This window comes from Streptomyces sp. NPDC048018, assembly GCF_043202995.1.
GTDB lineage: Bacteria > Actinomycetota > Actinomycetes > Streptomycetales > Streptomycetaceae > Streptomyces.
On record NZ_JBIDBK010000003.1, the window covers coordinates 924,228 to 947,776 of the forward strand.

At 75.0% G+C, this 23,549-nt stretch carries 21 protein-coding genes; 8 read left to right on the plus strand and 13 right to left on the minus strand.

What is annotated here, in order from left to right; all coding sequences use genetic code 11:
• Window positions 1-4: 4 nt before the first annotated feature.
• On the plus strand, window positions 5-454 hold the full coding sequence (locus ACGF1Z_RS15350; protein WP_393003937.1) for an Lrp/AsnC family transcriptional regulator: 450 nt from the start codon (window positions 5-7) through the stop codon (window positions 452-454).
• On the opposite strand, the gene ACGF1Z_RS15355 is transcribed toward ACGF1Z_RS15350, so the two are convergent.
• The 3 genes from ACGF1Z_RS15355 to ACGF1Z_RS15365 are packed head-to-tail and all read right to left on the minus strand — an operon-like array spanning window position 444 to window position 5,341.
• Window positions 444-3,491, minus strand: a complete 3,048-nt coding sequence (locus ACGF1Z_RS15355; protein ID WP_393003939.1) for an AAA family ATPase — start codon at window positions 3,489-3,491, stop codon at window positions 444-446. The genes ACGF1Z_RS15350 and ACGF1Z_RS15355 overlap by 11 nt on opposite strands.
• Window positions 3,488-4,660 (minus strand): exonuclease SbcCD subunit D, encoded by a 1,173-nt coding sequence (locus tag ACGF1Z_RS15360; protein WP_393003941.1) that lies wholly within the window; start codon window positions 4,658-4,660, stop codon window positions 3,488-3,490. The genes ACGF1Z_RS15355 and ACGF1Z_RS15360 overlap by 4 nt, the downstream gene beginning before the upstream one ends.
• Window positions 4,661-4,714: 54 nt before the next feature.
• Window positions 4,715-5,341 carry a YigZ family protein gene (locus tag ACGF1Z_RS15365; protein ID WP_393003943.1) on the minus strand — a complete coding sequence of 209 codons (627 nt, stop codon included), beginning with the start codon at window positions 5,339-5,341 and terminating at the stop codon, window positions 4,715-4,717.
• 153 nt (window positions 5,342-5,494) lie between these two features.
• Between ACGF1Z_RS15365 and ACGF1Z_RS15370 the strand changes: the two genes are divergently transcribed.
• The gene (locus ACGF1Z_RS15370) at window positions 5,495-5,923 is read left to right on the plus strand and encodes a CoA-binding protein (RefSeq protein ID WP_393003945.1); all 429 of its coding nucleotides are present in this window, start codon (window positions 5,495-5,497) and stop codon (window positions 5,921-5,923) included.
• Here ACGF1Z_RS15370 and ACGF1Z_RS15375 read toward each other — a convergent pair.
• Together ACGF1Z_RS15375 and ACGF1Z_RS15380 are read right to left on the minus strand one after the other, a co-directional pair.
• A complete protein-coding gene (locus ACGF1Z_RS15375; RefSeq protein WP_393003947.1) occupies window positions 5,916-6,506 on the minus strand; it encodes a YbaK/EbsC family protein in 591 nt (196 codons plus the stop codon). The two genes, ACGF1Z_RS15370 and ACGF1Z_RS15375, sit on opposite strands and share 8 nt — an antisense overlap.
• Window positions 6,507-6,674: 168 nt before the next feature.
• Window positions 6,675-7,247 carry a helix-turn-helix domain-containing protein gene (locus ACGF1Z_RS15380; protein WP_393003949.1) on the minus strand — a complete coding sequence of 191 codons (573 nt, stop codon included), beginning with the start codon at window positions 7,245-7,247 and terminating at the stop codon, window positions 6,675-6,677.
• Between the two features lie 104 nt (window positions 7,248-7,351).
• On the opposite strand from ACGF1Z_RS15380, the gene ACGF1Z_RS15385 reads away from it, so the two are divergent.
• Window positions 7,352-8,221 (plus strand): EamA family transporter, encoded by an 870-nt coding sequence (locus ACGF1Z_RS15385; protein ID WP_393004199.1) that lies wholly within the window; start codon window positions 7,352-7,354, stop codon window positions 8,219-8,221.
• Window positions 8,222-8,291: 70 nt separating this feature from the next.
• On the opposite strand, the gene ACGF1Z_RS15390 is transcribed toward ACGF1Z_RS15385, so the two are convergent.
• Window positions 8,292-9,092 carry an acyltransferase gene (locus ACGF1Z_RS15390; protein ID WP_393003951.1) on the minus strand — a complete coding sequence of 267 codons (801 nt, stop codon included), beginning with the start codon at window positions 9,090-9,092 and terminating at the stop codon, window positions 8,292-8,294.
• A gap of 113 nt (window positions 9,093-9,205) precedes the next feature.
• Here ACGF1Z_RS15390 and ACGF1Z_RS15395 point away from each other — a divergent pair, with 113 nt between their 5' ends.
• Window positions 9,206-9,745, plus strand: coding sequence for a gamma carbonic anhydrase family protein (locus tag ACGF1Z_RS15395; RefSeq protein WP_393003953.1), 540 nt, complete (start codon window positions 9,206-9,208; stop codon window positions 9,743-9,745).
• 55 nt (window positions 9,746-9,800) lie between these two features.
• Here ACGF1Z_RS15395 and ACGF1Z_RS15400 read toward each other — a convergent pair whose 3' ends face one another.
• The 3 genes from ACGF1Z_RS15400 to ACGF1Z_RS15410 form a co-directional block, all read right to left on the minus strand.
• Complete coding sequence (locus ACGF1Z_RS15400; RefSeq protein WP_393003955.1) at window positions 9,801-10,472, minus strand: DedA family protein; 672 nt, start codon at window positions 10,470-10,472, stop codon at window positions 9,801-9,803.
• A gap of 64 nt (window positions 10,473-10,536) precedes the next feature.
• On the minus strand, window positions 10,537-13,086 hold the full coding sequence (locus ACGF1Z_RS15405) for a glycoside hydrolase family 3 C-terminal domain-containing protein (protein WP_393003957.1): 2,550 nt from the start codon (window positions 13,084-13,086) through the stop codon (window positions 10,537-10,539).
• A 142-nt stretch (window positions 13,087-13,228) separates the two neighbouring features.
• Entirely contained in the window at window positions 13,229-13,681 is a 453-nt protein-coding gene (locus tag ACGF1Z_RS15410) for a DUF4442 domain-containing protein (RefSeq protein ID WP_393003959.1), read from the minus strand.
• Window positions 13,682-13,775: 94 nt separating this feature from the next.
• Between ACGF1Z_RS15410 and ACGF1Z_RS15415 the strand changes: the two genes are divergently transcribed.
• Complete coding sequence (locus ACGF1Z_RS15415; protein ID WP_393003961.1) at window positions 13,776-14,852, plus strand: hypothetical protein; 1,077 nt, start codon at window positions 13,776-13,778, stop codon at window positions 14,850-14,852.
• A complete protein-coding gene (locus ACGF1Z_RS15420; protein WP_393004201.1) occupies window positions 14,849-16,258 on the plus strand; it encodes an MFS transporter in 1,410 nt (469 codons plus the stop codon). Before ACGF1Z_RS15415 ends, ACGF1Z_RS15420 begins: the two co-directional genes overlap by 4 nt.
• On the opposite strand, the gene ACGF1Z_RS15425 is transcribed toward ACGF1Z_RS15420, so the two are convergent.
• The 3 genes from ACGF1Z_RS15425 to ACGF1Z_RS15435 form a co-directional block, all read right to left on the minus strand.
• Entirely contained in the window at window positions 16,220-17,065 is an 846-nt protein-coding gene (locus ACGF1Z_RS15425) for a spermidine synthase (protein ID WP_393003963.1), read from the minus strand. The two genes, ACGF1Z_RS15420 and ACGF1Z_RS15425, sit on opposite strands and share 39 nt — an antisense overlap.
• Window positions 17,066-17,582: 517 nt before the next feature.
• Window positions 17,583-18,761: an elongation factor Tu gene (locus ACGF1Z_RS15430; protein WP_393003965.1), complete on the minus strand. Its 1,179-nt coding sequence runs from the start codon at window positions 18,759-18,761 to the stop codon at window positions 17,583-17,585.
• A 259-nt stretch (window positions 18,762-19,020) separates the two neighbouring features.
• Window positions 19,021-19,731: a DNA alkylation repair protein gene (locus ACGF1Z_RS15435; RefSeq protein ID WP_393003967.1), complete on the minus strand. Its 711-nt coding sequence runs from the start codon at window positions 19,729-19,731 to the stop codon at window positions 19,021-19,023.
• Between the two features lie 638 nt (window positions 19,732-20,369).
• Between ACGF1Z_RS15435 and ACGF1Z_RS15440 the strand changes: the two genes are divergently transcribed.
• Entirely contained in the window at window positions 20,370-21,110 is a 741-nt protein-coding gene (locus ACGF1Z_RS15440; protein WP_393003969.1) for a TVP38/TMEM64 family protein, read from the plus strand.
• A 635-nt stretch (window positions 21,111-21,745) separates the two neighbouring features.
• On the opposite strand, the gene ACGF1Z_RS15445 is transcribed toward ACGF1Z_RS15440, so the two are convergent.
• Complete coding sequence (locus ACGF1Z_RS15445; protein ID WP_393003971.1) at window positions 21,746-22,915, minus strand: thiolase family protein; 1,170 nt, start codon at window positions 22,913-22,915, stop codon at window positions 21,746-21,748.
• Between the two features lie 112 nt (window positions 22,916-23,027).
• Between ACGF1Z_RS15445 and ACGF1Z_RS15450 the strand changes: the two genes are divergently transcribed.
• A complete protein-coding gene (locus tag ACGF1Z_RS15450) occupies window positions 23,028-23,489 on the plus strand; it encodes a winged helix-turn-helix transcriptional regulator (protein WP_393003973.1) in 462 nt (153 codons plus the stop codon).
• The last annotated feature ends 60 nt before the right edge of the window (window positions 23,490-23,549 follow it).

Consider the following 23,549-nt stretch of genomic DNA (forward strand, 5'->3'; position numbering starts at 1 on the left):
GCCCATGACCAGCGGATACCTCCCGGACGCCACGGACTGGCGGATTCTCGCGGCCCTCCAGGACCAGGGGCGGGCCAGCTTCGCCGAGCTCGCCCGGGCCGTGTCCATGTCGCCGTCGGCGGTGACCGAGCGGGTGCGGCGCATGGAGGAGGCCGGGGTGATCGCGGGATACACCGCGGTCGTCGACCAGGAGCGGCTCGGGCTGCCGATCCTCGCCTTCGTCCGGCTGCGCTACCCGAACGGGAACTACAAGCCCTTCCACGACCTCCTCGACACCACGCCCGAGGTCCTGGAGGCGCACCACGTGACCGGCGACGACTGCTTCGTCCTGAAGGTCGCCGCGCGGTCGATGAAGCACCTGGAGGAGATCTCCGGGAAGGTCGGCGCGCTCGGCTCGGTCACCACCAGCGTGGTCTACTCCTCCCCGCTCCCCCGGCGGCCGATCAGCCGCTGAGCGCCTCCGCGCCGGTGCGCAGCCGCACCGCGGAACCGTGCCGGGCCTTGATCACCTCCAGCTGGGCCGGGATGCGGCGGCGCAGGTCGCCCACGTGGCTGACGATGCCGACGCTGCGGTCCCGTTCGCGCAGGGAGTCGAGGACGTCGAGCACCTCGTCGAGGGTCTGGTCGTCCAGGCTGCCGAAGCCCTCGTCGATGAAGAGGGTGTCGAGCCGGACCCCGCCGGCCTCCTCGGTCACGACGTCGGCGAGGCCGAGGGCGAGCGCGAGGGAGGCGAAGAAGGTCTCGCCGCCCGACAGCGTCGCGGTGTCCCGCTCGTTGCCCGTCCAGGCGTCGACCACGTGCAGGCCGAGGCCGGAGCGGCGGCCGCCGCTCCGGGCGTCGGAGTGGACGAGCGTGTAGCGGCCCGAGGACATGCGCTGGAGGCGGGCGGTGGCCGCGGCGGCGACCTGTTCCAGACGGGCCGCGAGGACGTACGACTCCAGGCGCATCTTGCGCTCGTTCTCGACGGAGGTGCCGGCCGTGAGCCCGGCGAGCCGTGCCACCCGCTCGTACTCCTCGCGGAGCGGGCCGAGCCGGCGGACCTCGGCGTCGGCCTGCCGGGACAGGCCGTCCAGGGCGGCGGCCCGTTCGCGTACGGCGGCGAGCTCCGTGTCGGCGTCGCGCAGCGCCCGCGCCGCGGCGGAGTGCACGGCCTCGGCAGAGGCCGGGTCGGCGGGCGGGAGGGCGGCCGCGGCGGCGCCTTCGCGGAGCCGGTCCGCGACGGCGGCGGCCTCGGCCTGCCAGGCGTCCACGCGTTGCTGGTGGGCGCGCCGCTCCGGCTCGTCGAGGAGAGCGGCGGCGGCCTCGGCGGGGGTGGCGAAGCCGGCCCTGAAGGCGGCGTCGGCGAGCCGGTCGTCGGCCTCCTTCAGGCCACGCGCGGCGGCCTCGGCGGCGCGTACGGTCTCGGCGGCCTCCGTGAGCAGGGCGATCCGCCGCTCCAGCACCGTCGCGTGCGCGGCCACGCTGCCGGCCCCGCCCCGCGAGCGTGCCAGTTCGGCCTCGATCGCGCTGTGCTGCTGCTCCAGCGCCTCCCGCCGGGACGTCCGCGCCGCCACCCGTCTCTCGGCAGCCCGCAGCGCGCCCACCCGCTCGTCGTGCTCCCGCTCGGCCCGCGCGAGCGTCTCACGCGCGGCATGCGTCCGAGCGGCGAGCGCGTGCGTCTCGGCGTACTCGCGAGCGAGGTCGTCCACGACGCGGGAGAGCGCCTCGACGGTGGGTTCGCCGGCGCCGCCGGCCTCCGGTCCGCCCTCGCCGGGCCCGCGCGCCGCCGACGTCTCCTGGCGGGCGGCCTCCCAGGCCTCGGCCGTCGCGGCGACGGAGGTCTCGGCGGCCGTGCGGGCCTCGTCGGCGCGCGTGTAGGCCGCGTAGGCGGCGTCCTCCGCGGCGCGGTCGACGTGGTCGGCGGTGGTACGGGCCGGATGCGGGTGGTTCGCCGAGCCGCAGACCTGGCAGGGGGCGCCGGGTTCGAGGGCCGCGGCGAGCTCGGCCGCGATGCCCTGCAGGCGCCGCGACTTGACGTCGAGCCAGTGCTCATGGGCCTCGTTGCGGCGTTCGCGGGCCTCCGTCAACCGGGTGCGCGCGGCGCCGAGTTCGGTGGCGAGCGCGTCGCGGCGGTGGGCGGCGGCGAGGCGGCGGCGGGCCGGCTCGAGGCGCCCGGCGAGCTGTTCGGCGCGGGCGGTGGCCTCCTGGGCCTCCTCCACGCGCCGCTGCAGGCCGGCGCGGCGCGGCTCCCAGTCGGCCAGCCAGACGGCGGCGTCCTGGAGGAACTCCTCGTCGGCGCGCGCCTCGCGGTCCAGGGCGGCACGCTCGTCGGCGATCTCCGCGCCGCGCAGCTCGGCGCGACGGGCGGACTCCAGGCCGCCGAGTTCCTCACGGAGCCGCCGCTCCACCGTGGAGAGGTGCTCCGCGCCGGCCTCGGCCAGGTCGGGGGGCAGCAGGGCGCGGGCCCGGTCGCGGGCGGCGTTCGCGGCCCGGTGGGCGTGCTCGGCCTGCTCGCGCAGACCGAGCGCGGGGGCCACCCGGTCGGCCTTGAGGGAGCGGTCGAGGGCGGTCTGCCACTGGTCGCGCTGCGGGCGGCGGGCGGCGAGGTCGTCCTGACGGCGCAGTGCGTCGGCGTGCCGGGCCTGCCGGTCGGCGAGCTCGCGTGCGGCGTCGAGCGCGGCGCGGGCGGCGCTCTGGCGCCGTTCGGCGGCGGCCAGGCGCAGCCGGGCGATGTCGAGGGCCTCGCGGGCGTCGGTGCGGGCGAGGGCGGCGGCGGTCTGGACGGCCTCGGCGAGGCCGGGTTCGCCGGGGCGCTGTCCGGGAGGCGTGGCGCCGGCGCCGGCGGCCTGGGCGATCCGGTGGGCCAGTGCGAGGAGTCGCTCGTCGCCCTCGCGGACCTCGTGCTCGGCGGCCCGGCGCAGTTCGGCCAGGCGGTCCTCGACGGCGGCGAAGCGGCGGGTGTCGAAGAGCCGGCCGAGGAGCTTGCCGCGGGCCTCGGCGTCGGCGCGCAGGAAGCGGGCGAAGTCGCCCTGCGGCAGCAGGACGACCTGGCAGAACTGGTCGCGGCTCATGCCGAGGAGCTGGGTGATCTCCTCGCCGATCTCCTGATGGGAGCGGCTGAGCGCCTTCCAGGTGCCGGTCTCCGGGTCGTACGCGCGCAGCGTGCTCTGGGCCTTCTCCGTGGTGAAGCCGCCGCCGCGCTTCTTGGGGCGCGGCTGGGCCGGGCGCCGGGTGATCTCCAGGCGCCGGTCCCCCACGGTGAGTTCCAGGGTGACCTCGGTGGTGGTGCCGGCGGGCGCGTGGTCGCTGCGCAGCACGGTGCCGGGGCTCTGGCGGGCGCCGGGGACGGCGCCGTAGAGCGCGAAGCAGACGGCGTCGAGGACGGAGGTCTTGCCGGCGCCGGTGGGTCCGTGGAGCAGGAAGAGCCCTGCCGACGACAGGGCGTCGAAGTCGATCTCCTGGGGGGATCCGAAGGGCCCGAAGGCGGAGATCGTCAGGCGGTGGAGCCTCATCCGGCGCTCACCTCGCGCTCCGCGGCGTCGGCCCGCACCGCGTCGAAGGCACCGCGGAGGACGGCGCGCTCCGCTCCGTCGGGGCCGGCTCCGCCGCGTACGTGGGCCACGAAGTCCTCCGCGATCTGCCGGTCGCTGCGGTCGCGCAGCCGGGCGGCGTAGGAGACGAGGGGGTCGTCGCCGGTGCGCTCGGGGTCGAAGACCAGATGGAGGGTGTGCGGAAAGCGTTCGGTGAGCCGGGCCATGGGCTCGGCGGGCCGCACCGGGTCGGTGAGGGTGACCTCGACCCAGGCCTCCTCGTGGCGGGTGAGTCCGGGATCGGCGAGCAGGTCGTCGAGCCGCCCCCGGATCCGGGCGAGCGGGCGGGGCACGGGGCAGTCGATCCGCTCGGCGGTGTCGATCGCACCGTCCGGTCCGAGTTCGATCAGCCACATGGTCTTGCGGTGGGCGGTCTCGGAGAAGGAGTAGGCCAGGGGCGAGCCGGAGTAGCGGATCCGGGGGGTGAGGGTCTGGCTGCCGTGAAGGTGCCCGAGGGCCACGTAGTCGACGCCGTCGAAGATCCCTGCGGGCACGGCGGCGACGCCTCCGACGCTGATGTCGCGCTCGCTGTCGCTGACCTCGCCGCCGGCGACGAAGGCGTGGGCGAGGACGACGGAGCGGGTGCCGTCGGGGCGGGTCGCGAGGTCGGTGCGCACCCGGTCCATGGCGGCGCCGAGCACGGACTCGTGCGCCGCCTTCTCGGCGCCGAACTGTTCGCGCACCAGGGCGGGTTCGAGGTAGGGCAGGCCGTAGAGGGCGACGTCGCCGTGGGCGTCGGAGAGGACGACGGGGGTGCCGGTGCCGGCGGGGTCGGTGCGCAGGTGGATGCCGGCGCGTCCGATGAGGCCGGCGGCGACGCCGAGGCGGCGGGCCGAGTCGTGGTTGCCGGAGATCATGACGGTGGGCACGCCGGCCTCGGCGAGCCGGTGCAGGGCCGTGTCGAAGAGCTCGACGGCGGCGAGCGGGGGCACGGCCCGGTCGTAGACGTCCCCGGCCACGAGGACCGCGTCCACCTCGCGCTCGCGCACCGTCGCCACCAGGTGGTCGAGGAACGCGGCCTGGGCGTCGAGCAGGGCGACCCGGTGGAACGAGCGTCCCAGGTGCCAGTCCGACGTGTGCAGAAGCCTCATGACGGGTGAGGGTATCGGTGGGGTGCGACAGCGCGGGGTGTCGTCGGCGCCTGCTCAGGCATCGCCGTAGGCCTCCCCGCCCAGTTCGAGGGTCGCCTCGCCGGCCGTGGCGTCGGCGAGCCAGGCCGTGAAGTCCGTCACGTCGGCGTCGGGGAGCCCGATCTCGATGGTGACGGCGTCGCCGTAGGTGACCTCGCGCACGGCCCGTCCCGTGGACCGCAGGTCGTTCTCGAGCTTGCCGGCGCGGTGGTGGGCGACGGTGACGGTGGCGAGCCGGTAGCGGCGCCGGGTGACCGTGCCCAGCGCGTCCAGTGCCTCGCCGACGACCCCGCCGTAGGCGCGGATGAGGCCGCCGGCGCCGAGCTTCACGCCCCCGTAGTAGCGGGTGACGACGGCGGCGACGTAGCGCATCTCGCGGCGCATCAGCATCTGGAGCATGGGGACGCCCGCGGTGCCGCCCGGTTCGCCGTCGTCGGAGGCCTTCTGGACGGAGGCGTCGGCGCCGACGACGTAGGCGAAGCAGTTGTGGCTGGCGGTGGGGTGCTCGCGGCGGATCCGGGCGACGAACGCCTGCGCCTCCTCCTCGGTGGCGACGGGCGCCAGGGCGCAGAGGAAGCGCGATCGGTTGATCTCGGACTCGTGGACGCCCTCGCCGGCGAGCGTGCGGTACTGCTCCTGCATCCCGCCAGCCTATGCGCCCGGCGGGCCCGTCCCGTGCGCGGGCGGGCCCGGCCCCTCCCGGTCCGGGCCCGGGAATGACCGAGGGTCACGGATCGTTCACCAGGGCGACCGGGCATTCGCCGGAGGCAGGGAAGTCACGGAAGGCAGCGGCACATGAGCGCGGAGACCAGGGCGGCCGGGACGGAGTCGGAGACCGTCCGCAGGATCCTCACCGAGAGCGGCGACACGTGGGCGATCGTGGGACTGTCCAACAACAGGGCGCGCGACGCCTACAAGATCGCCGCCCTGCTCCAGCGCTTCGGGAAGCGGATCGTGCCCGTGCACCCCAGGGCGGAGACGGTGCACGGCGAGCAGGGGTACGCGAGCCTGGCCGACATCCCCTTCCCGGTCGACGTGGTCGACGTGTTCGTCAACAGCGGCCTCGCGGGCGATGTCGCGGACCAGGCGGTCGCGATCGGCGCCAAGGCGGTCTGGTTCCAGCTCGACGTGGTCGACACCGAGGCGTACGCCCGGACCCGCGGGGCCGGTCTGGACATGGTCATGAACCGCTGCCCGGCCATCGAGATACCGAAGCTCAGCTGACCCCGGGCTGCTCGGGAGCGGGCTCGGGCCGCACGCCGAGCCCCTCCAGGACGACGGCGCCCGGCAGCTCGGCGAAGGCCTTGCCCGGCAGGATGAGCTTGCCGCGGCGCCGACCGCTGCCGACGAGCACCCACTCGGTGTCGACGACGGGGGCGTCCACCAGGACCGGCCAGCCGTCGGGCAGGCCGAGGGGCGTGATGCCGCCGTATTCCATGCCGCTGTCGCCGGTGGCGACGTCGGCGGGCGCGAAGCGGACCCTGCGGGAGCCGAGCTCCTTGCGGACGACCCCGTTGACGTCGACCCGGGTGGCCGAGCGCACCACGCAGGCGGCCAGGGTCGTGGTCTCGCCGCGCCTGCCCGCGACGATCACGCAGTTGGCGGAGGCGTCGAGCAGCTCCTGTCCGTGGTGCTCGACGAAGACGGACGTGTCGGCGACGGCCGGGTCGGAGTCCACGTAGAGGAACGAGTCGGCGGGGACGGTGCCCCGCCAGGCCCGGACGGCCGCCGCGACGGGGTCCGGCAGCAGGTCCAGGCAGTCGACGGCGGGACGGGCGTCGGCGAAGTCTCCGATGGGTGCACGCATAGCGGACACGCTAACAAGTCGGCGTCCGGACACGGCTGTTCGTCTCACGGTACGGGCGGAGCCGGGCGCGCGGGCCGTAGGCACGGGGCGCAGACCGAACGGGCGGAGCCGGGCGCGCGGGCCGTAGGCACGGGGCGCAGACCGAACGGACCGGCTCGGCGCGCGGGCTCAGCGCGCGGGCGGGATGGAGACGGCCATGGTCATCTCGACCGTGTCCTCGCCCTCGTTGCGGTAGGCGTGCGGCACGTTGCTCTCGAAGACGGCGGAGGTGCCCGCCGGGATGACGTGGTCCTCGCCGTCCACGACCAGCGTGAGCGTGCCCGCCGTGACGTGGAGCAGTTCGGTGGTGCCGTCGGGGTGCGGGTCGGAGGCGCTGCCGTCCCCGGGCTTCAGGGTCCAGTGCCACAGCTCCAGCGGCCCCCGGGCCTCGGTGCCGGCGAGCAGGGTGGTGTGGCTGCCGGTCGACGTCGACCACATCCGGACGGCCTGCTCCGGCGGGACGAGACGGACGTGCGGGCCCTGCTCGTAGTCGAGGAGGGTGGTGATGGAGACGCCGAGAGCGTCGGCCAGCTTCACCGTGGTGCCGACACTCGGGTTCGTGCGGGCCTGCTCGATCTGGATGATCATGCCGCGACTGACCCCGGCCCGGGCAGCGAGCGCGTCGAGAGTGAAGCCGCGCTCGTTGCGCCAGCGCTTCAGGTTCCGTGCGAGCGACTGGGTGAGCTGGTCGAGGTCCGACACATTCCGTCCAATATTTTGAATGGCAGAGTTCAACAGGCTGTACTACCGTGTGGTGCACCCGATTGTTCATCGCACTGTACTGCGAGGCACCACCCATGACGGCACTGACGGCGCTGTTCGCCCTGTCCACCAGCCTGCTCTGGGGCCTGGCCGACTTCGGCGGAGGGCTCCTCACCCGACGCTTCCCCGCACTGACCGTCGTCGTGGTCTCCCAGAGCATCGCCGTCGTCGTCCTCGGGTCCCTCGTCCTCGCGACCGGCGCCCTGGACGAGGCCGGTCCGCGGCTCTGGTACGCGGTCGCGGCGGGCGCGGTCGGCCCGGCCGCGATGCTCGCCTTCTACCGCGCCCTCGCGCTCGGCCCGATGGGCGTGGTCTCGCCCCTCGGCTCGCTGGGCGTGGTCGTCCCCGTCGGCGTCGGACTCCTCCTGGGCGACCGGCCCGGCCTGATGCAGTTCGCCGGGATCGCGGTGGCGGTCGTCGGCGTGGTCCTGGCCGGGGGCCCCGAGCTGCGCGGCGCTCCCGTGCAGCGCCAGGCGGTCCTGCTCACCCTCGTCGCCGCCTTCGGCTTCGGCGCGGTGATGTCCCTGATCTCCGAGGCCTCGACGAGCCTGACCGGGCTCTTCCTCGCCCTGTTCGTCCAGCGGGTCACCAACGTGGCGGTGGGCGGCGGCGCCCTCTGGCTCTCCGTGCGGCGCGGCGGCCGCGTGCTGCCGGAGGAGGGCGGCGGCGCGCGGGCCGTGCTGGCCGCGCTCCCCGCGCTCGCCTTCGTCGGACTGGCGGACGTCGCCGCCAACGGCACCTACGCCCTGGCGGCGCAGCGCGGCCCGGTGACGGTCGCCGCGGTCCTCGCCAGCCTGTACCCGGTGGTGACGGCTCTGGCGGCCCGCGGGGTGCTCAAGGAACGCCTGCGGGCGGTGCAGGCGGCGGGCGCGGGACTGGCCCTGGTGGGCACGGTCCTCCTGGCCACGGGCTGACCCGGCCGCCGCCCCTCCACGCGTTCCGGAGCCCCCGCACCGGCCCCCGCTCCGCCGGGAGCCCCGGGCGTCAGCCCTCCCGTGCCGCCAGGTCGGTCACGTCGTCGAGGCGGGCGTCGAGCGCTTCGAGCGCGTCCAGATCGTCGAGGGCCGCGAGCGCGGCCAGCTGCTCCGGCGTGACGCCCTCGGGGATGGGCGTGGGCGCCGGGGTGCGCAGCGGGGGCTGCCAGCCCTTCTCCCGGTCGTAGGAGCGGACCACCTTCGCCGGCGCGCCCGCCACCACGGAGTGGTCCGGCACCTCGCCCCGTACGACGGCTCCGGCGGCCACCACCACGTTCCTGCCCAGCCGGGCGCCGGGCAGGATGACCGCGCCGGTGCCGAGCCAGCAGCCCGGGCCTATCTCGACCGGCGCGGACCGCGGCCACTGCCGGCCGATGGGCTCGTCCGGGTCGTCGTAACTGTGATTGGTCGAGGTGATGTAGACGTACGGGCCGCAGTAGACGTCCGAGCCGATCGTGATCGGCGCGTCGGCGATGACGTGGCTGCCGCGGCCGAGGACGACGCCGTCACCGAGGCTCAGCACGGTGTCCTTGCCGAGGTCGAGGTCCGGCAGCATGCCGGCGGTCAGGGTGACCTGCTCGGCGATGATGCAGCAGGCCCCGATCTCGATCCACTGCTCGCCGAAGACGGAGCCCTGCGGGAAGGCCAGCCGGGTGCCCTCGCCGATCCGGCGGAACCTCAGCCGCCCCGGGTGCTCGGCGGTGACCGCGCCCGCCTGCTGGATCCGGCGCCAGCCGCTCTGCAGGGCGCGGGCGACGAGGCGGCGGCGCCAGGCGGTCAGCGAGGAGAACGTGTTTCTGTTCCGGGGCACCCGGACACCGTAGTCGGCGGCGTCCTGGCCGATCGGTTCGGTGCGCTGTGATGTCCGTCATGGGCCCGGACTAGTCTTCCGCCCGAGGCGTGACGGAGCGAAGGAGCGAAACGATGGCAGAAGCAGTGCCGGGGGCCCTGATCAGGAGTGTCGGCGGCAAGGAGCCCAAGGTCGACCCGACCGCCTTCACGGCGCCCACCTCGGTCGTGCTCGGCGAGGTCACCCTCGGGCCGCGCGCCAGTGTCTGGTACCACGCGGTGCTGCGGGCGGACTGCGGTCCGATCGAGATCGGCGAGGACGCCAACGTCCAGGACAACTGCACCGTCCACGTCGACCCGGGCTTCCCGGTGTCGATCGGCGCGCGCGTCACGATCGGCCACAACGCGACCGTGCACGGCTGCACCATCGGGGACGACGTCCTCGTCGGCATGGGCGCCACGATCCTCAACGGTGCCCGGATCGGCGCCGGTTCCCTGGTGGCCGCGCAGGCGCTGGTCCCCCAGGGGATGGAGGTGCCGCCGGGCTCGCTGGTCGCGGGCGTGCCCGCGAAGGTGCGGCGACCGCTGACCGAGGAGGAGCAGGCGGGTATCCGGCTCAACGCCGAGATGTACCTGCTCCTCGCCAAGGGCCACGCCGAGGCCTACCAGGACTGAGTCCCCGGCCGGGGCCGCGGCCGGCCGGCGGCTGCCCCGGCGGACCGGTCGGCGGCTACTCGGCGGCGGCCTCGGCGGTCGCCGGGGCCGCGGCCCGTGCCTCGGCCCGCGCCTCCTGCGCCGCAACGGCCTTCTTGGCGCGGCTCTTCAGGACCAGCATCGAGGTGAGTCCGATGAGCACCGCGAGCACCAGGCCCAGCCACGAGAAGCGCTTGAGCCAGGCCTCGGCGACGACGCCCACCGTGTAGATGACGGCCGTGGTGCCGCCGGCCCAGAGGATGCCGCCGAGGATGTTGGCGGTGAGGAACTTCCAGTACGGCATGCGCAGCACGCCCGCGAGCGGCCCGGCGAAGATCCGCAGCAGGGCGACGAAGCGGCCGAAGAAGACGGCCCACATGCCCCACTTCTCGAAGGAGCGCTCGGCGAGGCCGATGTTCGCCTCGCTGAAGTGCTTGGGGAACCGCCTGCCGAGCCTCTCGAGCAGCGGGCGGCCGCCCTTGCGCCCGATCGCGTAGCCGATCGAGTCGCCGACGATGGCCCCGACGCTGGCGCAGGCGCCCAGGACGTAGGGATTGATGTCTCCGTGCTGGGAGGCGAGCAGGGCGGAGCTCACGAGGACGATCTCGCCGGGCAGGGGGATGCCCAGGCTCTCGATCCCGATCACCACCCCGACCAGTGCGTAGACGGCGACCGCGGGGATCGTCTCCAGCCATTCCTGGACGTGCACGCGGGTTCCTCTCCCGGTCGGCGATCGAATGCGGGCAGGGTACCGCGAAGACGGTAAGCGGCCGCTAAGCGGCCACCCAGGTCCGGGCCCGCAGCCGCAGGTCGCGGGAGGACGCCCCGACCCAGATCTCGCGCGCCCCGGTGCCGAGGACCCAGCCGTGCCGGGTCACGTCCCAGGAGGACAGGGTCCGCGCGGCCACCGGGACGGTGATCCTGCGGCGCTCCCCGGGGGCGAGCGGGAGGCGGCGGTAGCCGGCGAGGAGGCGGCGCGGCTGGTCGATCCCGCGGGCCGCGAGGTCCGGCGAGGGCCCGGCGTAGACCTGCGCCACCTCCACGCCGGCGCGGGTTCCGGTGTTGGTGACGGTGAAGGTGACCTGCAGCCCCTCGCCGTCGGGGACGACGGTCAGCCACTCGTAGGCGAAGCGCGTGTACGACAGGCCGTGCCCGAAGGGGAAGAGCGGGGTCACGTCCTCGGCGTCGTACCAGCGGTGGCCTACGTGGATGCCCTCGCCGTACTCCTCGACGCCGCCGTGCCCGGGATAGCGGACGGGGTCGCCGGCGGTGGGGTGGGCGGTCTCGGAGCGCGGGAAGGTCTGGGTGAGCCGCCCGCCGGGGTCGACGTCGCCGAAGAGCACGGCCGCGGTGGCGGGGCCGCCCTCCTGGCCCGGGTAGTACATCTGGAGCACGGCGCCGGTGGCGTCGAGCCACGGCATGGTGACCGCGGACGAGGTGTTGAGGACCACGGTGGTGCGGGGGTTGGCGGCGGTCACGGCGCGGATGAGGGCGTCCTGGCGGCCGGGGAGCGCGAGTCCGGTGCGGTCGCGGCCCTCGGTGGCGTCCTCGTAGGCGAAGAGCACGACGCTGTCGGCGGCGCGGGCGGCGGCGACCGCCCCTGCGACGTCGGCGGCGCGGTCGGCGCCGCAGGCGGCGCGCAGCCGGAAGCGCTGGCCCGCGGCGCCGCCCTGGGCGGTGACGGTGAGGCGGTGGGTGCCCGCCGGGAGGTGCCGGTCGGCTCGGCGCAGGTGCAGTCCGTCCGCGGCACGCCCGCCGATCCCGCCGTTGACGAAGCCGCCGACGCCCGCCTGGGCGGGGAAGAGTTCGGCGTCGTCGAGGGTCACGACGGGACGCCGCCCGCTGTAGTGGACGAAGAAGCTCCAGTCGTCGTCGGCCGTGGTGGTCAGGGTGCCCTCGTACCGATGGGTCTCGCCGGCGGCGACGCCGACGTCGTCGAGCCGGTGGGCCGGGTCGGTGCGCGTCAGCGGCTTGCCGTAGACGTCCTCGCCCAGGGCGTACGTCACGGTGGCGGCGGCGCCGGCGCGGGCCCGCAGGGCGTCGAGGGGGCTGACGGCGGTGTCCGGGACGACATGGGCGCTGCCGCCGCCGCTGACGAAGGGCACGGCGCCGGTGGGCCCGACGACGCAGATCGAGCGGGCCGCCGGCCCGGTGAGTGGCAGCGTCCCGTGCTCGTTGCGGAGCAGGGTGGCCCCGGCGGTGGCGACGCGGAGCGCGAGGCGGGCCCCGGCCCGGGGGTCGCGCTCGGGCCGGGGCGCGGCCTCGCCCGGGCCGCCGAGGAGGCCGAAGCGTTCGCGTACGGCGAGGACGCGGCGGACGGCGGTGTCGACGGCGGCCTCGTCGATCCGTCCGTCGCGCACGGCGCGGCGCAGGGCCGCCCCGTAGTAGGCGCCACCGGGCATCTCCATGTCGCAGCCGGCGGTGAGGGCGGGCCCGGTGGAGTGCACGGCGCCCCAGTCGCTCATGACCCAGCCGTCGAAGCCCCAGCGCTCGCGGAGGATGTCGGTGAGCAGGGCGCGGCTCTCGGTGGCGTGGACGCCGTCGACCTTGTTGTACGCGGCCATCACGGCGCCCGCGCCGGCGGCGACGGCGGCCTCGAAGCCGCGGAGTTCGGTCTCGTGGAGGGTCTGTTCGCCGGCCCGGACGTCGACGGACATCCGGTCGCGTTCCTGGTTGTTGAGGGCGAGGTGCTTGACGGTGGCGATCAGGCCCTCGGCCTGGATGCCGCGGATCTCCTCGGCCACGAGGTCGGCGGAGAGCAGCGGGTCCTCGGAGAAGGTCTCGAAGTTGCGTCCCGCGTACGGGGTGCGGATGAGATTGACCATCGGCGACAGCAGCACGTCCTGGCTGAGGGCGCGGCCCTCGTGACCGATGACGCGGCCGTAGGCGCGGGCGAGTCCCGGGTCGAAGGCGGCCGCGAGCATGACGGGGGCGGGGAGCGCGGTCGCGGCCCTGCGGACCCGGACCCCGGCGGGGCCGTCGGCGAGACGGAGCGCGGGGATGCCGAGGCGGGGGACGCCGGGCACGTAGCCCGCCTGCCCGAGCGCGTCGGGGTCGGTGGCGCCGTGCAGCAGGGCGGTCTTCTCGTCGAGGGTGAGCCGGGCGAGGAGCTCGATGACCCGCTCGGCGGCCCGGGCGCCGGCGCGTCGGGCGGCCCGCTCGGCGGCCCTGGCGGGGGCGGCGCCGGCCCGGGCGCCGCCCAGCGGGGCGGCGGTGAGGGCGGCCGCGCCGGCGAGGGCGAGCAGCAGCCGGCGCCGGGAGACGCGGAGGGGTACGGGAGCGGTGGTGGGCTCGTCGTGGTCCGGGGTGGGGGCGTGGGGCACGGCGGCGCTCCTTCGAACCGGCACGATTCCAGCGATCATGCGTTGATCGCACTATGCGTGACGGTTCGTCCGTTTCCGCGTCGCCGTGCCGAGAGCGGTGCGCGCGCCGTGAAGGCGTCGCGCGACCGCCCCGGAGTCCGCGTCAGGCGTTGGGGCGCAGGGTCCAGACGACGGTCATCTCGCCGGTGACGGCGCCGTCCGCGCGGGTGATGTCGATCTTGACGGGGAACTCCGGGCGCTGACCTGCGTCGAGTTCGGCGACGACCTCGGCGGCCGGGCGGCCCAGGGTCGCGGTGGCGGTGACGACACCCATCGCGAGCTTCTTGTAGCCGATCTCGGCCTTGACGGCGAGGGGCACGGCGCGGCTCAGCTGGTCGCCGAAGGCGGCCAGGACGATGGCGCCGCTGGCGGACTCGGCGAGGGTGAACATGGCGCCGGCGTGCGGGCCGCCCACGTGGTTGTGGTAGTCGGCCTGGTCCGGAAGCTCCACGACCGCGCGCTCGGCGGTGGTCTCCAGGAACTTCAGGCCGAGGGTCCGGGCCATCGGCACGGTCGCGGCGAGCATCTCGCCGACGTTCATCTGGTCTGCGCTCATGGACCGAGATGTTACCCACCAGTAGCAGTCTTCGCCATCCCCGCACGGGGGCGGGCGTGGCAGGGCCGGGACCGCACCTCTATCGTTACTGGCCATGTGGCCAGGACAGCAGCCGCCCGGGGGCGAGCAGAACCCGCAGGACCAGAACCAGAACCCGTACGCCCAGCCGGGGCAGCAGCCCGGCTACGGGCAGCCGAATCCGTATCAGCAACCGCCGACGCAGCCGGGGTACGGACAGCCCAACCCGTACCAGCAGCAGCCGGCGCAGGCCGGATACGGACAGCCGAACCCCTACCAGCAGCCGACGGTCCCGCAGTACGCGGTGCCGGGGCCCGTCCAGCCGGGCGGCGGTGACGGGGGCGGCAAGAAGCAGACGACGCTGGTGGCGATCGTCGCCGCCGTGGCCGTGCTCGCGGCGGCCGGCGTCGCCGGGTACCTGGTGCTCGGCAAGGACGACGACAAGAACGCCCAGGCGGACGACCCGAAGCCGACGCAGTCGGCGCCGACCGCGCCCACCACCTCCTCGTCCCCGCTCGACAACCCGCGCGGGGCGGCCTCGCACCAGCCGACCATCCCCGGCTGGAAGGTCGTCTACAACCCCAAGTACGGGACGCTCTTCGACGTGCCGCCGGACTGGGAGCTGTCGAAGCCGGGCGTCGTCACCTACTTCGAGGACGAGAAGAAGGGCGACGGCTCCCCCGTCGTCACGATGTCCTCGCCCGCGCACCTGAAGAGCAACTGGTGCGCGTACGACACCGACAAGAACGGCACCGAGGAGACCTGGGGGCTCAGCACCGCCGGCACCAAGGGCGGCCAGGGCGCCAAGAACACCGCCGAGGCGGCCTACAACGAGGCCGGCAACTGGGTGTGGGCGGGCTACGCCCAGCACATGCCCAAGGGCACCATCAAGATCACCAAGGCCGTGCCGTACACCACCACGTCCGGCCTCCAGGGGAGCATGGCCACGGCCGTCGCCCCGAACATCAAGAAGCGCAACAAGTGCGAGTCGGACGGCAAGTCCGTCGCCTTCTCCTTCAAGAACGCCAAGGGCGACTTCTCGTCCTTCGTGCTCTACGCCGCGAAGGGCGTGAAGGAAGAACTGTCCGACGCCACCATCAAGCAGGTCGTCTCCACCGTGCGCCTTGCTCCCGAGGCCCCGGAGTCGTCCTGATCCGCGCCCGCACACCCGGCTGGGCCGGGCGGAACTACCTGCTGCTGACCGCCGCCGCGATCGTCACCAACCTGGGCACCCACGGCGCCCTGATCGCGGCGGCGTTCGCCGTCATCCAGTCCGGCGGCGACGGCGGGGACGTCGGCCTGGTGGCGATGGCCCGCACCCTGCCGCTCGTGCTCTTCCTGCTCATCGGGGGCGCCATCGCCGACCGGGTGCCGCGGCACCGGGTGATGGTCGCCGCCAACGCCCTCAACTGCGTCTCCCAGGCCGTGTTCGCCGTCCTGGTCCTCACCGGCGAGGCGCGGCTGTGGCACATGATGGTGCTCACCGCCCTGTGCGGCACCGGGCAGGCGTTCTTCAACCCCGCCGCCGAGGGCATGCTGATGTCCAGCGTCGACGGCGAACAGGCCGGCCGTGCCTTCGCCCTCTTCCGGATGGCGATGAACGGCGCCGGCATCGGCGGGGCCGCGCTCGGCGGCGCCCTGATCGCGGCCTTCGGCCCCGGCTGGGTGCTCGCCATCGACGCGGCCGCCTTCGCCGTCGCGGGCGGACTGCGCGCCTTCCTCGACGTCCGGCACATCGCCGAGCGCGCGCCGGGCGGCGGGCTGCTCGCCGATCTGCGCGAGGGCTGGGACGAGTTCATCGGCCGCTCCTGGCTCTGGGCGGTCGTCGCCCAGTTCGCCGTCGTCGTCGCCCTGGTCGGTGCGGCGGAGTCGGTCTACGGACCGCTGGTCGCCCGCGACGAACTGGGCGGTGCCCGGCCCTGGGGCCTGGCGCTCGCCGCGTTCGGGGCGGGCACCTTGGGTGGCGCGATCCTGATGACCCGCTGGAAGCCGCGCCGGATGCTCCTCGTGGGCACCCTGGGCGTCTTCCCGATCGCCCTGCCTTCGGCGGCCCTCGCCGTCCCGCTCGACGTGGTCGGCCTCTCCGTGGCCATGTTCGTGAGCGGTGTGGCGATCGAGGTCTTCGGCGTGTGCTGGATGACGACGCTGCACCAGGAGATCCCGGAGGAGAAACTGTCGCGGGTCTCCGCCTACGACTGGTTCGGCTCGACGGCCATGCTGCCGCTTTCCACGGCGCTCGCGGGCCCGGCCGAGAGCGTCTTCGGGCGGAGCGCGGCGCTGTGGGGCTCGGCGACGCTCATCGTGATCGTGACGGCGCTGGTGCTGCTGGTCCCGGACGTACGGAACCTGACCCGGCGTACGAAGCAGGTGACGGGCGCCGGCCCGGACGCGGCCGGCGTGGCGGTCGCCGCGGTGGCGGCCGCCGGAGCGCCGGCGGCCGGGGCGATGCATGCCGGCGTCACGCCGCCGGCCGTGTCCCCCGAAGCAACCCCGCCGGCCGAGGCGGTGGGCGGCACCGGCTCAGCCGATGCCGAAGGTACCGTCCGGGGGCACGGGTGAGGGCACGGCCTCCGTGTCCCGCACCGGCCGCGCCGCGCCGGTGAGCCGGGTCAGGGCCGAGCCCCACTCCACACGGGCCGGAAAGGCGTCCCCGGCCGTGCGGCGGGCGAGGGCCGCGGTGTCGATCTCCCGGTCGGAGGCGACGAGGACCGCGTTGCCGAACCGGCGCCCGCGCAGCACCGCCGGCTCGGCGATCAGCGCGAGCTCGGGGAAGACCGCCGCGAAGGTGGCGAGCTGGGAGCCGAGGAAGGCGAAGGGCGCGCCGTCCGCGAGGTTCGCCGCGTAGGTCCCGCCCGGGCGCAGGACCCGGCGGGCCTCCCGGGCGTACTCGACGGACGTGATGTGCGCCGGCACCCGTGAGCCGCCGAAGACGTCGGCGACGATCAGGTCGGCGGAGGCGTCCGGCGCGGCCTCCAGCCACTCGCGGGCGTCCGCGCCGTGCACCGCGACCCCCGCGTCCTCCGGCAGCGGCAGGTGCTCGCCGACCAGGTCGAGCAGCCCCCGGTCGGCCTCGACGACCTGCTGCCGGGAGCCGGGCCGGGTGGCGGCCACGTAGCGGGGCAGGGTGAGCGCCCCGCCGCCGAGGTGCACGACGTCGAGCGGGGTCCCCTCGTCGGCGGCGTGGTCGACGACGTGGGCGAGCCGCCGGACGTACTCGAACTCCAGGTGCGTCGGGTCGTCGAGGTCGACGTACGACTGGGGCGCGCCGTCGACGGTGAGCAGCCAGCCCCGCTCGGTGTCCACGTCGGGCATGAGCCGGGCGGTGCCCCGGTCGACGTCACGGATGACGGGAATCTGCTCGTTCACGTCCTCATTGTGCCCACACGGCCGCGACCGCCCGCGCGTGGGCGGCGTGCGCCCGCCCGGCCCGGGCAGCCGGGAGGCGGCGGGTGGGGTCCGGCGGTTCGCGCCCGAAGAGCCTCGTGGCCTCCGCGTCGAGAGAGCCGCCCTCGCCCCGCGGCGGCGGCGAGGGCGGCGCCGTTGGGCGGCCGGGGAGAGGGCCATCTCGCTGCCGGTGCCGGTGCCGGTGGGCGCGATGACGACGACACGGCCGTACCCGGCGGCGAGGCGGTGGAGTTCGCGTCGGCAGCGAGGAGCGGAGCCTGTCGAGCGCCCCACCAGGCGACCGGGGGCGCCCGGCTGCCGGGGCCGGGAGCCGTGGGGTGGTCAGACCCCGGGTCCACGCGGCACCCGTCCGCCCGGCGGCCCGCCGTCGACCGGTCCCGCGGAGTTCACGTCCGACGGCTAGCAGCAGACCTCATCGAGCGCCCCACCAGGCGACCGGGGACGCACGGCTGCTTGGGGGCCGGGAGCCGTGGGGCGGTCAGAGGACCTCCGTCACCGTCCCCGCACCGACCGTCCGGCCGCCCTCGCGGATGGCGAAGCCGAGGCCCGGCTCCAGCGGCACGGCGCGGCCGAGCTCGACGGTCATGGTGACCGTCTCGCCGGGGCGGGCCACGGCCGGCTCGCCCAGGTCGACGGCGCCGGCCACGTCCGCGGTGCGGAGGTGGAACTGCGGCCGGCAGCCGGTCGTGACCGGGGTGCCGCGGCCGCCCTCACGGGCGGACAGGACGTGCACCCGCGCCGTGAAACGACCTCTCGGCACGACCGTTCCCGGCTCCGCCACGACGTGCCCACGGCGGACCGCGCCGCGCGCCACGCCGCCCAGCAGCAGGGCCACGTCGTCGCCGGCCTGGGCCGACTCCATCGGGCGGCCGAAGGTCTCGACGCCGGTGACGACCGTCTCGGTGCCCGGGCCGAGCAGCTCGACCCGGTCGCCGGCCTGTACCGTGCCGCGCTCGATCACGCCGGTGACGACGGTGCCGCGGCCGGCGATGGTGAGCACCCTCTCGACCGGCAGCAGGAACGGCGCCTCGACGGAGCGCTCGGGCAGCGGCACGTAGGTGTCCACGGCGTCGAGCAGCGCCTCCACGGACGCCGTCCAGCGCGGGTCGCCCGCCAGGGCGCGCAGCCCGGAGACCCGGACCACGGGCACCGCGTCGCCGCCGTAGCCGTGCGCCGTGAGCAGCTCCCTCACCTCCAGCTCGACCAGGTCGGCCGGTTCGTCGTCGGTGCCGTCCGCCTTGGTGAGGGCGACGACGAGGTGGTCGACGCCGACCTGACGGGCCAGCAGCACGTGTTCGGCGGTCTGCGGCATGATCCCGTCGAGCGCGGAGACGACGAGGATCGCCCCGTCGAGCTGGGCGGCACCGGTGACCATGTTCGTGATGTGTTCCGGGTGTCCGGGCAGGTCGACGTGCGCGTAGTGCCGGGTGTCGGTCTCGTACTCGACATGGGCGGCGTTGATCGTGATGCCGCGCCGCGCCTCCTCCGGGGCCCGGTCGATCCGCTCGACGGGCACGTAGGCGGTGGGGCCGCCGGCGCCGCGCTCGCTGAGGACCTTGGTGATGGCGGCGGTGAGGGTGGTCTTGCCGTGGTCGACGTGGCCCATGGTGCCGATGTTGAGGTGCGGCTTGGTGCGCGCGTACGCCTGCTTGGGCATGGCTGAATCGCTCGTTTCGGTGCTCGAAGCGTGTGCGGGGACCCCTGGGCCGGACCGACCCTTCCCCTGGGGGATCCGCCGGACGGTCCGGGAAGGGTCAGCTTCGGTCGCCGGTGAGCCTCGCGAGAACGGCGAGAGTCGTCGGAGCGGCAGCCTTCGGGGCGTCCGCGGCTGCGGACGGCGCTGCGGGGAAGGCGTACCGGGACATGCCCCGATCATCGCCGCCCGGGCTGCCGCCGTCGACCGGATTTCGGGGCGCTCAGAGGTTCTTGAGGGCCTCGCGCACGGAGAGCGGGGAGAGGCGGGAGGTGTTCTCCGCGACGAAGGCACGCACCTCGTCGGGCGCGGTCTTGCCGTATTCGCGCAGGCTCCAGCCGATCGCCTTGCGGATGAAGAAGTCCGGGTGCCCGGCGCGCAGCAGGCAGTACGTGAACAGCCGGTCGGCGTCCGTTGCGGACCGGTAGCGGAGCTGGTGGAGCAGGGCGGTGCGGGCGACCCACAGGTCCTCGTCGGCGATCCACTCGTCCATGCGGGCCACGAGCGCCGGGACGGCGGCGACGAGCGGGCCGACGACGTGGGCGGCGAGGTGGTCGACCGTGTCCCACCACGGGACGGTGGTGACCAGCGCGTGGGCGACCGGGAGGAAGTCCGAGGAGCAGCGCCTGACATGGCGGCGCAGGTAGTCGACCGCGAAGTAGTGGTACTCGCGCTCCGGCAGGGCGAAGCAGCGCAGGGCGACGGCCGTGCAGTCGGCCTCGCCGGGGGCGGACAGGCCGTCGAGGACGGTACGGGACAGGGTCCGCCGCTCGGGGGTGCGCAGCCCGAGGAAGGGGGCCACGCCCTTCATGTACGCGATCATCTCCTGGGCGCGGAAGGGATCGCCGGCGGCGGGGTAGACCTCCGTGAGCCGGGCGAGCACGGTGTCCGCGAGGGCGCTCTCGGGAACGGCGGGGGTCACGGAGGCTGTCACGGTCTCACTGTAGGCGCGGGCGGGACTCCCGCGGCGTCGGCGCCGGCGCGGGTGGCCCGCCGACCGTAGGTCTCGGCACGGGGGCGGGCTACCGGGGTCAGGTGTCGGCGGGGGGCCTGCCGGGCTCAGATGTCGACGCGGGGGCGATTTCCCGGCCGCAGGTAACCGCACGGGCGGCCTACCGGGCGCAGGTCTCCGCACGGACGGCGCCGCAGGTAACCGCACGGGCGGCCTACCGGGCGCAGGTCTCCGCACGGACGGCCCACCGGCCGCAGGCGCGGGCGGCCCACCGGCCCGGGTGTCTGCCCGTGGCCTGGCCGGGCGGCCGAGCGGCCGATACGTCCGGTGTCCCGAGCGCGGATTCCCGGCGCAGGTGTCCGCGTGGGGCGACCCGACCGTTACGGGCGCCTGCGCGGCGGCGAGTTCCCGGCTTCAGGTTTCCGCGCTGCGGCCCGCCGGACGCAGGTGCTGCGCGGGCGGCCCACCGGGCGCAGGTCTCCGCGCGGGGCGGGCCACCCGCTGCAGGTCTCCGCACGGGCGGCCCACCGGTCTGAGGTGTCTCCGCGGGGGGCGGTTCCCGGCCTTCGGCATGGCGCACGTTACGGCGATCACCCATGGATGTCGGTTAATCTCCCCGGATGCTCCTGTCGCCCAAGGCCCGGCTGACGTATCTCGCCGTGATCCTGCTCTCCGCGGGCGTTTCGGTGCTGCTCTTCGAGCCGCAGCGGATGCTGTCGGCAGGGTGGCCACCGCAGGTGAGCGGCGCGGGCGCGGTGCTGGTCTTCGGGCTCGCGTACGGGGTGTGCACGGCGGCGCTGGTGCCGCGGCCGATCCTCAACCTGGCGGCGGGCGCGCTCTTCGGCACCCAGGCGGGCTTCGCCGCGGCGCTCGGCGGGACGGTCCTGGGCGCGGGCCTGTCCTTCGCGCTGGGCCGGGCACTCGGTCAGGAGGCGCTCCGCCCGTACGTCCGGGGCCGCTGGCTGAAGGCGGCGGACGGGCAGCTGAGCCGGCACGGTTTCCGTTCGATGCTGGCGATCCGGCTCTTCCCCGGGATGCCGTTCGTCGTGGCGAACTACGCGGCCGCCGTGTCCCGGATGCGGTGCCTCCCCTTCCTCCTGGCGACGGCCCTCGGCTCCGTACCGAACACGGTGGCGTACGTGGTCGCGGGCAGCCAGGCCACCTCGCCGACCTCCCCCGCCTTCCTGATCTCGACGGGCTTCATCGTCGTGTCGGCCCTGGGTGCCGCGGTGCTGGGCTGGCGTAAGCGGCACCACCTCCGCAGGCCGGCCGGGGCACCCGTGGACGCGGCCCCGGCCCCGGCCACGGAGCCGAGGCAAGCCGCGCAGACCGCGGAGCCGGCGGGGGCGGCCGGACGCTAGCCGGGCGCCGGGACGCCCTCAGGTCTCGCACCCGCCCGGGCCACCCGCCCGGGCGGCTCCTACCCGGCAGGGACCCCGCGTCCGTCGTACCCGGCACGGGTGGCCCGCCCGCCGGGCTCGTACCCGGTACGGGTCACGCGCGCGGCCGACCCACGGCCGGGGCACTCGCCCGCACCACGATTCGCCCACGGGGCCGGCACCCCCTGTCGGACGGCGTTCCCGGGCCCGCTCCCCGCCCGGATCCGCCCCGGCCGAACGCTTCGACACCGACCACGCCCCCGGCAGCCGCGTGCATCGCCCGCCCGGGCCCCGGGCCCGCGCCCGCGCCCGCGCCGCCCGCACCCGCTCCCCGTCCCGGAGTGACCGCCCGCTTCAACCGCCCCGACCGGACCGGACCGGCCGCTCCAGCACCGGCCCTGCCCCGCCCGCCGATGCCACCACCGGCCCCAGGCCCCGAGCCGGCGACCTCACCCCCAGCCCACGACCCCAGCGCGCGGCCCCGTCACCCGCCCGTTGCCGGGCCCGGCACCTCGCCCCCGCCGCGGGCCCTGGCCCTGGCCCGGGCCCGCGGCCTCACCCCCGCCCACGACCCCGGCCCGCGGCCTCACGGTCCCTCGCTCCCCCGCCGGCCGCTCTCAGAGCGCCTCGACGATCATCGCGTTGGCCAGTCCGCCGGCCTCGCACATGGCCTGCAGCCCGTACCGTCCGCCGCGAGCCCGCAGCGCGTGCAGGAGGGTCGTGGTCAGGCGGGTGCCGCTGGCGCCGAGCGGGTGGCCGAGGGCGATGGCGCCGCCGTGGACGTTGACCTTCGCCGGGTCGGCGCCGGTCTCCTGCTGCCAGGCGAGGACGACGCTCGCGAAGGCCTCGTTGATCTCGAAGAGGTCGATGTCGCCGAGGGAGAGTCCGGCCCGGCGCAGCACCTTCTCGGTGGCGGGGATGACGCCGCTGAGCATGAGGAGCGGGTCGGAGCCGGTGACGGCGAAGGAGTGCAGCCGGGCGAGCGGGCGCAGACCGAGGGCGCGGGCGGTCTCGGCGGCCATGACGAGGACGGCGGAGGCGCCGTCGTTGACGGGGCTGCTGTTCCCGGCGGTGACCGACCAGTCGATCTGCGGGAAGCGTTCGGCGAAGCCGGGGTCCTCGAAGGCGGGGCGCAGGCCGGCGAGGATCCCGGGCGTGGTCGCGGGCCGTACCGACTCGTCGCGGCGTACGTCCCCGTAGGTCACGACCTGGTCGTCGAAGAGGCCGTCCGCCCAGCTCCGGGCGGCCTTGGCGTGCGAGGCGGCGGAGAACTCGTCCATGGCCGCGCGGCCGATGGACCACTTGGCGGCGATGAGCTCGGCGCTGATGCCCTGCGGCACCAGGCCGTCGGGGTAGCGGGCGGCCACGCCGGGTCCGAAGGGGTCGGCGCCGGGCGGCACGTTGGACCACATGGGGACGCGGCTCATGGACTCGACGCCGCAGGCCACGGCGATGTCGTACGCGCCGGACAGGACGCCCTGGGCGGCGAAGTGCACGGCCTGCTGGGAGGAGCCGCACTGCCGGTCGACGGTGGTGGCGGGCACGGTCTCGGGCAGTCCGGCGCCGAGCCAGGCGTAGCGGGTGGTGTTCATGGCCTGCTCGCCGACCTGGTCCACGGTGCCGCCGATGACGTCGTCGACGAGGGCGGGGTCGATGCCGGAGCGGTCGATCAGGGCGCGCAGGGTGTGCGAGAGGAGGGCGACGGGGTGCACGTCGGAGAGGGAGCCACCCGGCTTGCCCTTCCCGATCGGCGTACGGACTGCTTCGACGATGACGGCGTCACGCATGGCACTGCTCCCACCTGGAGAGTTGGAAAACTGGACCAACACTAGCCGGTAACATAGCCCAGTAGGTTGGATTATCAAACCCTCCCCCGCGCCCTTGCCTTAGTCTTGGCCCATGAAGGCCGCGCCCCGCCCCTGCTCGATCGCCGACACCCTCGCGCTCGTCGGCGAGAAGTACTCCCTCCTCGTCCTGCGCGAGATCTCCCTCGGCGTGCGCCGCTTCGACCGCATCGCCCGCAACACCGGCGCGCCGCGCGACATCCTCACCGCCCGCCTCAAGCGGCTCGTCGAGGCCGGGATCCTGGAGAAGGTCGCCTACAGCGAGCGGCCCCAGCGCTTCGAGTACCGGGCCACACCGGCCGGCGAGGAACTGGGCCCGGTCCTGGTGACCCTGATGGCCTGGGGCGACCGCCACCTCAACGCGGACGCCCGGCCGGTGGCCCTGGAACACAGCTGCGGCGAGGTGCTGACGCCGCGGGTGGTCTGCGCGAGCTGCGGCGAGAGCGCCGACCGCACGAACCTGACGTACCACGTGCACGCGCCCGGCTGGACCACCGCCGGCCCCGTGGAGGGCTGAGCCTCCCCCGGCTCCGGGCCCCGGAACCCTGCGGACGATCTTGTAACGTCGGGACGGTAC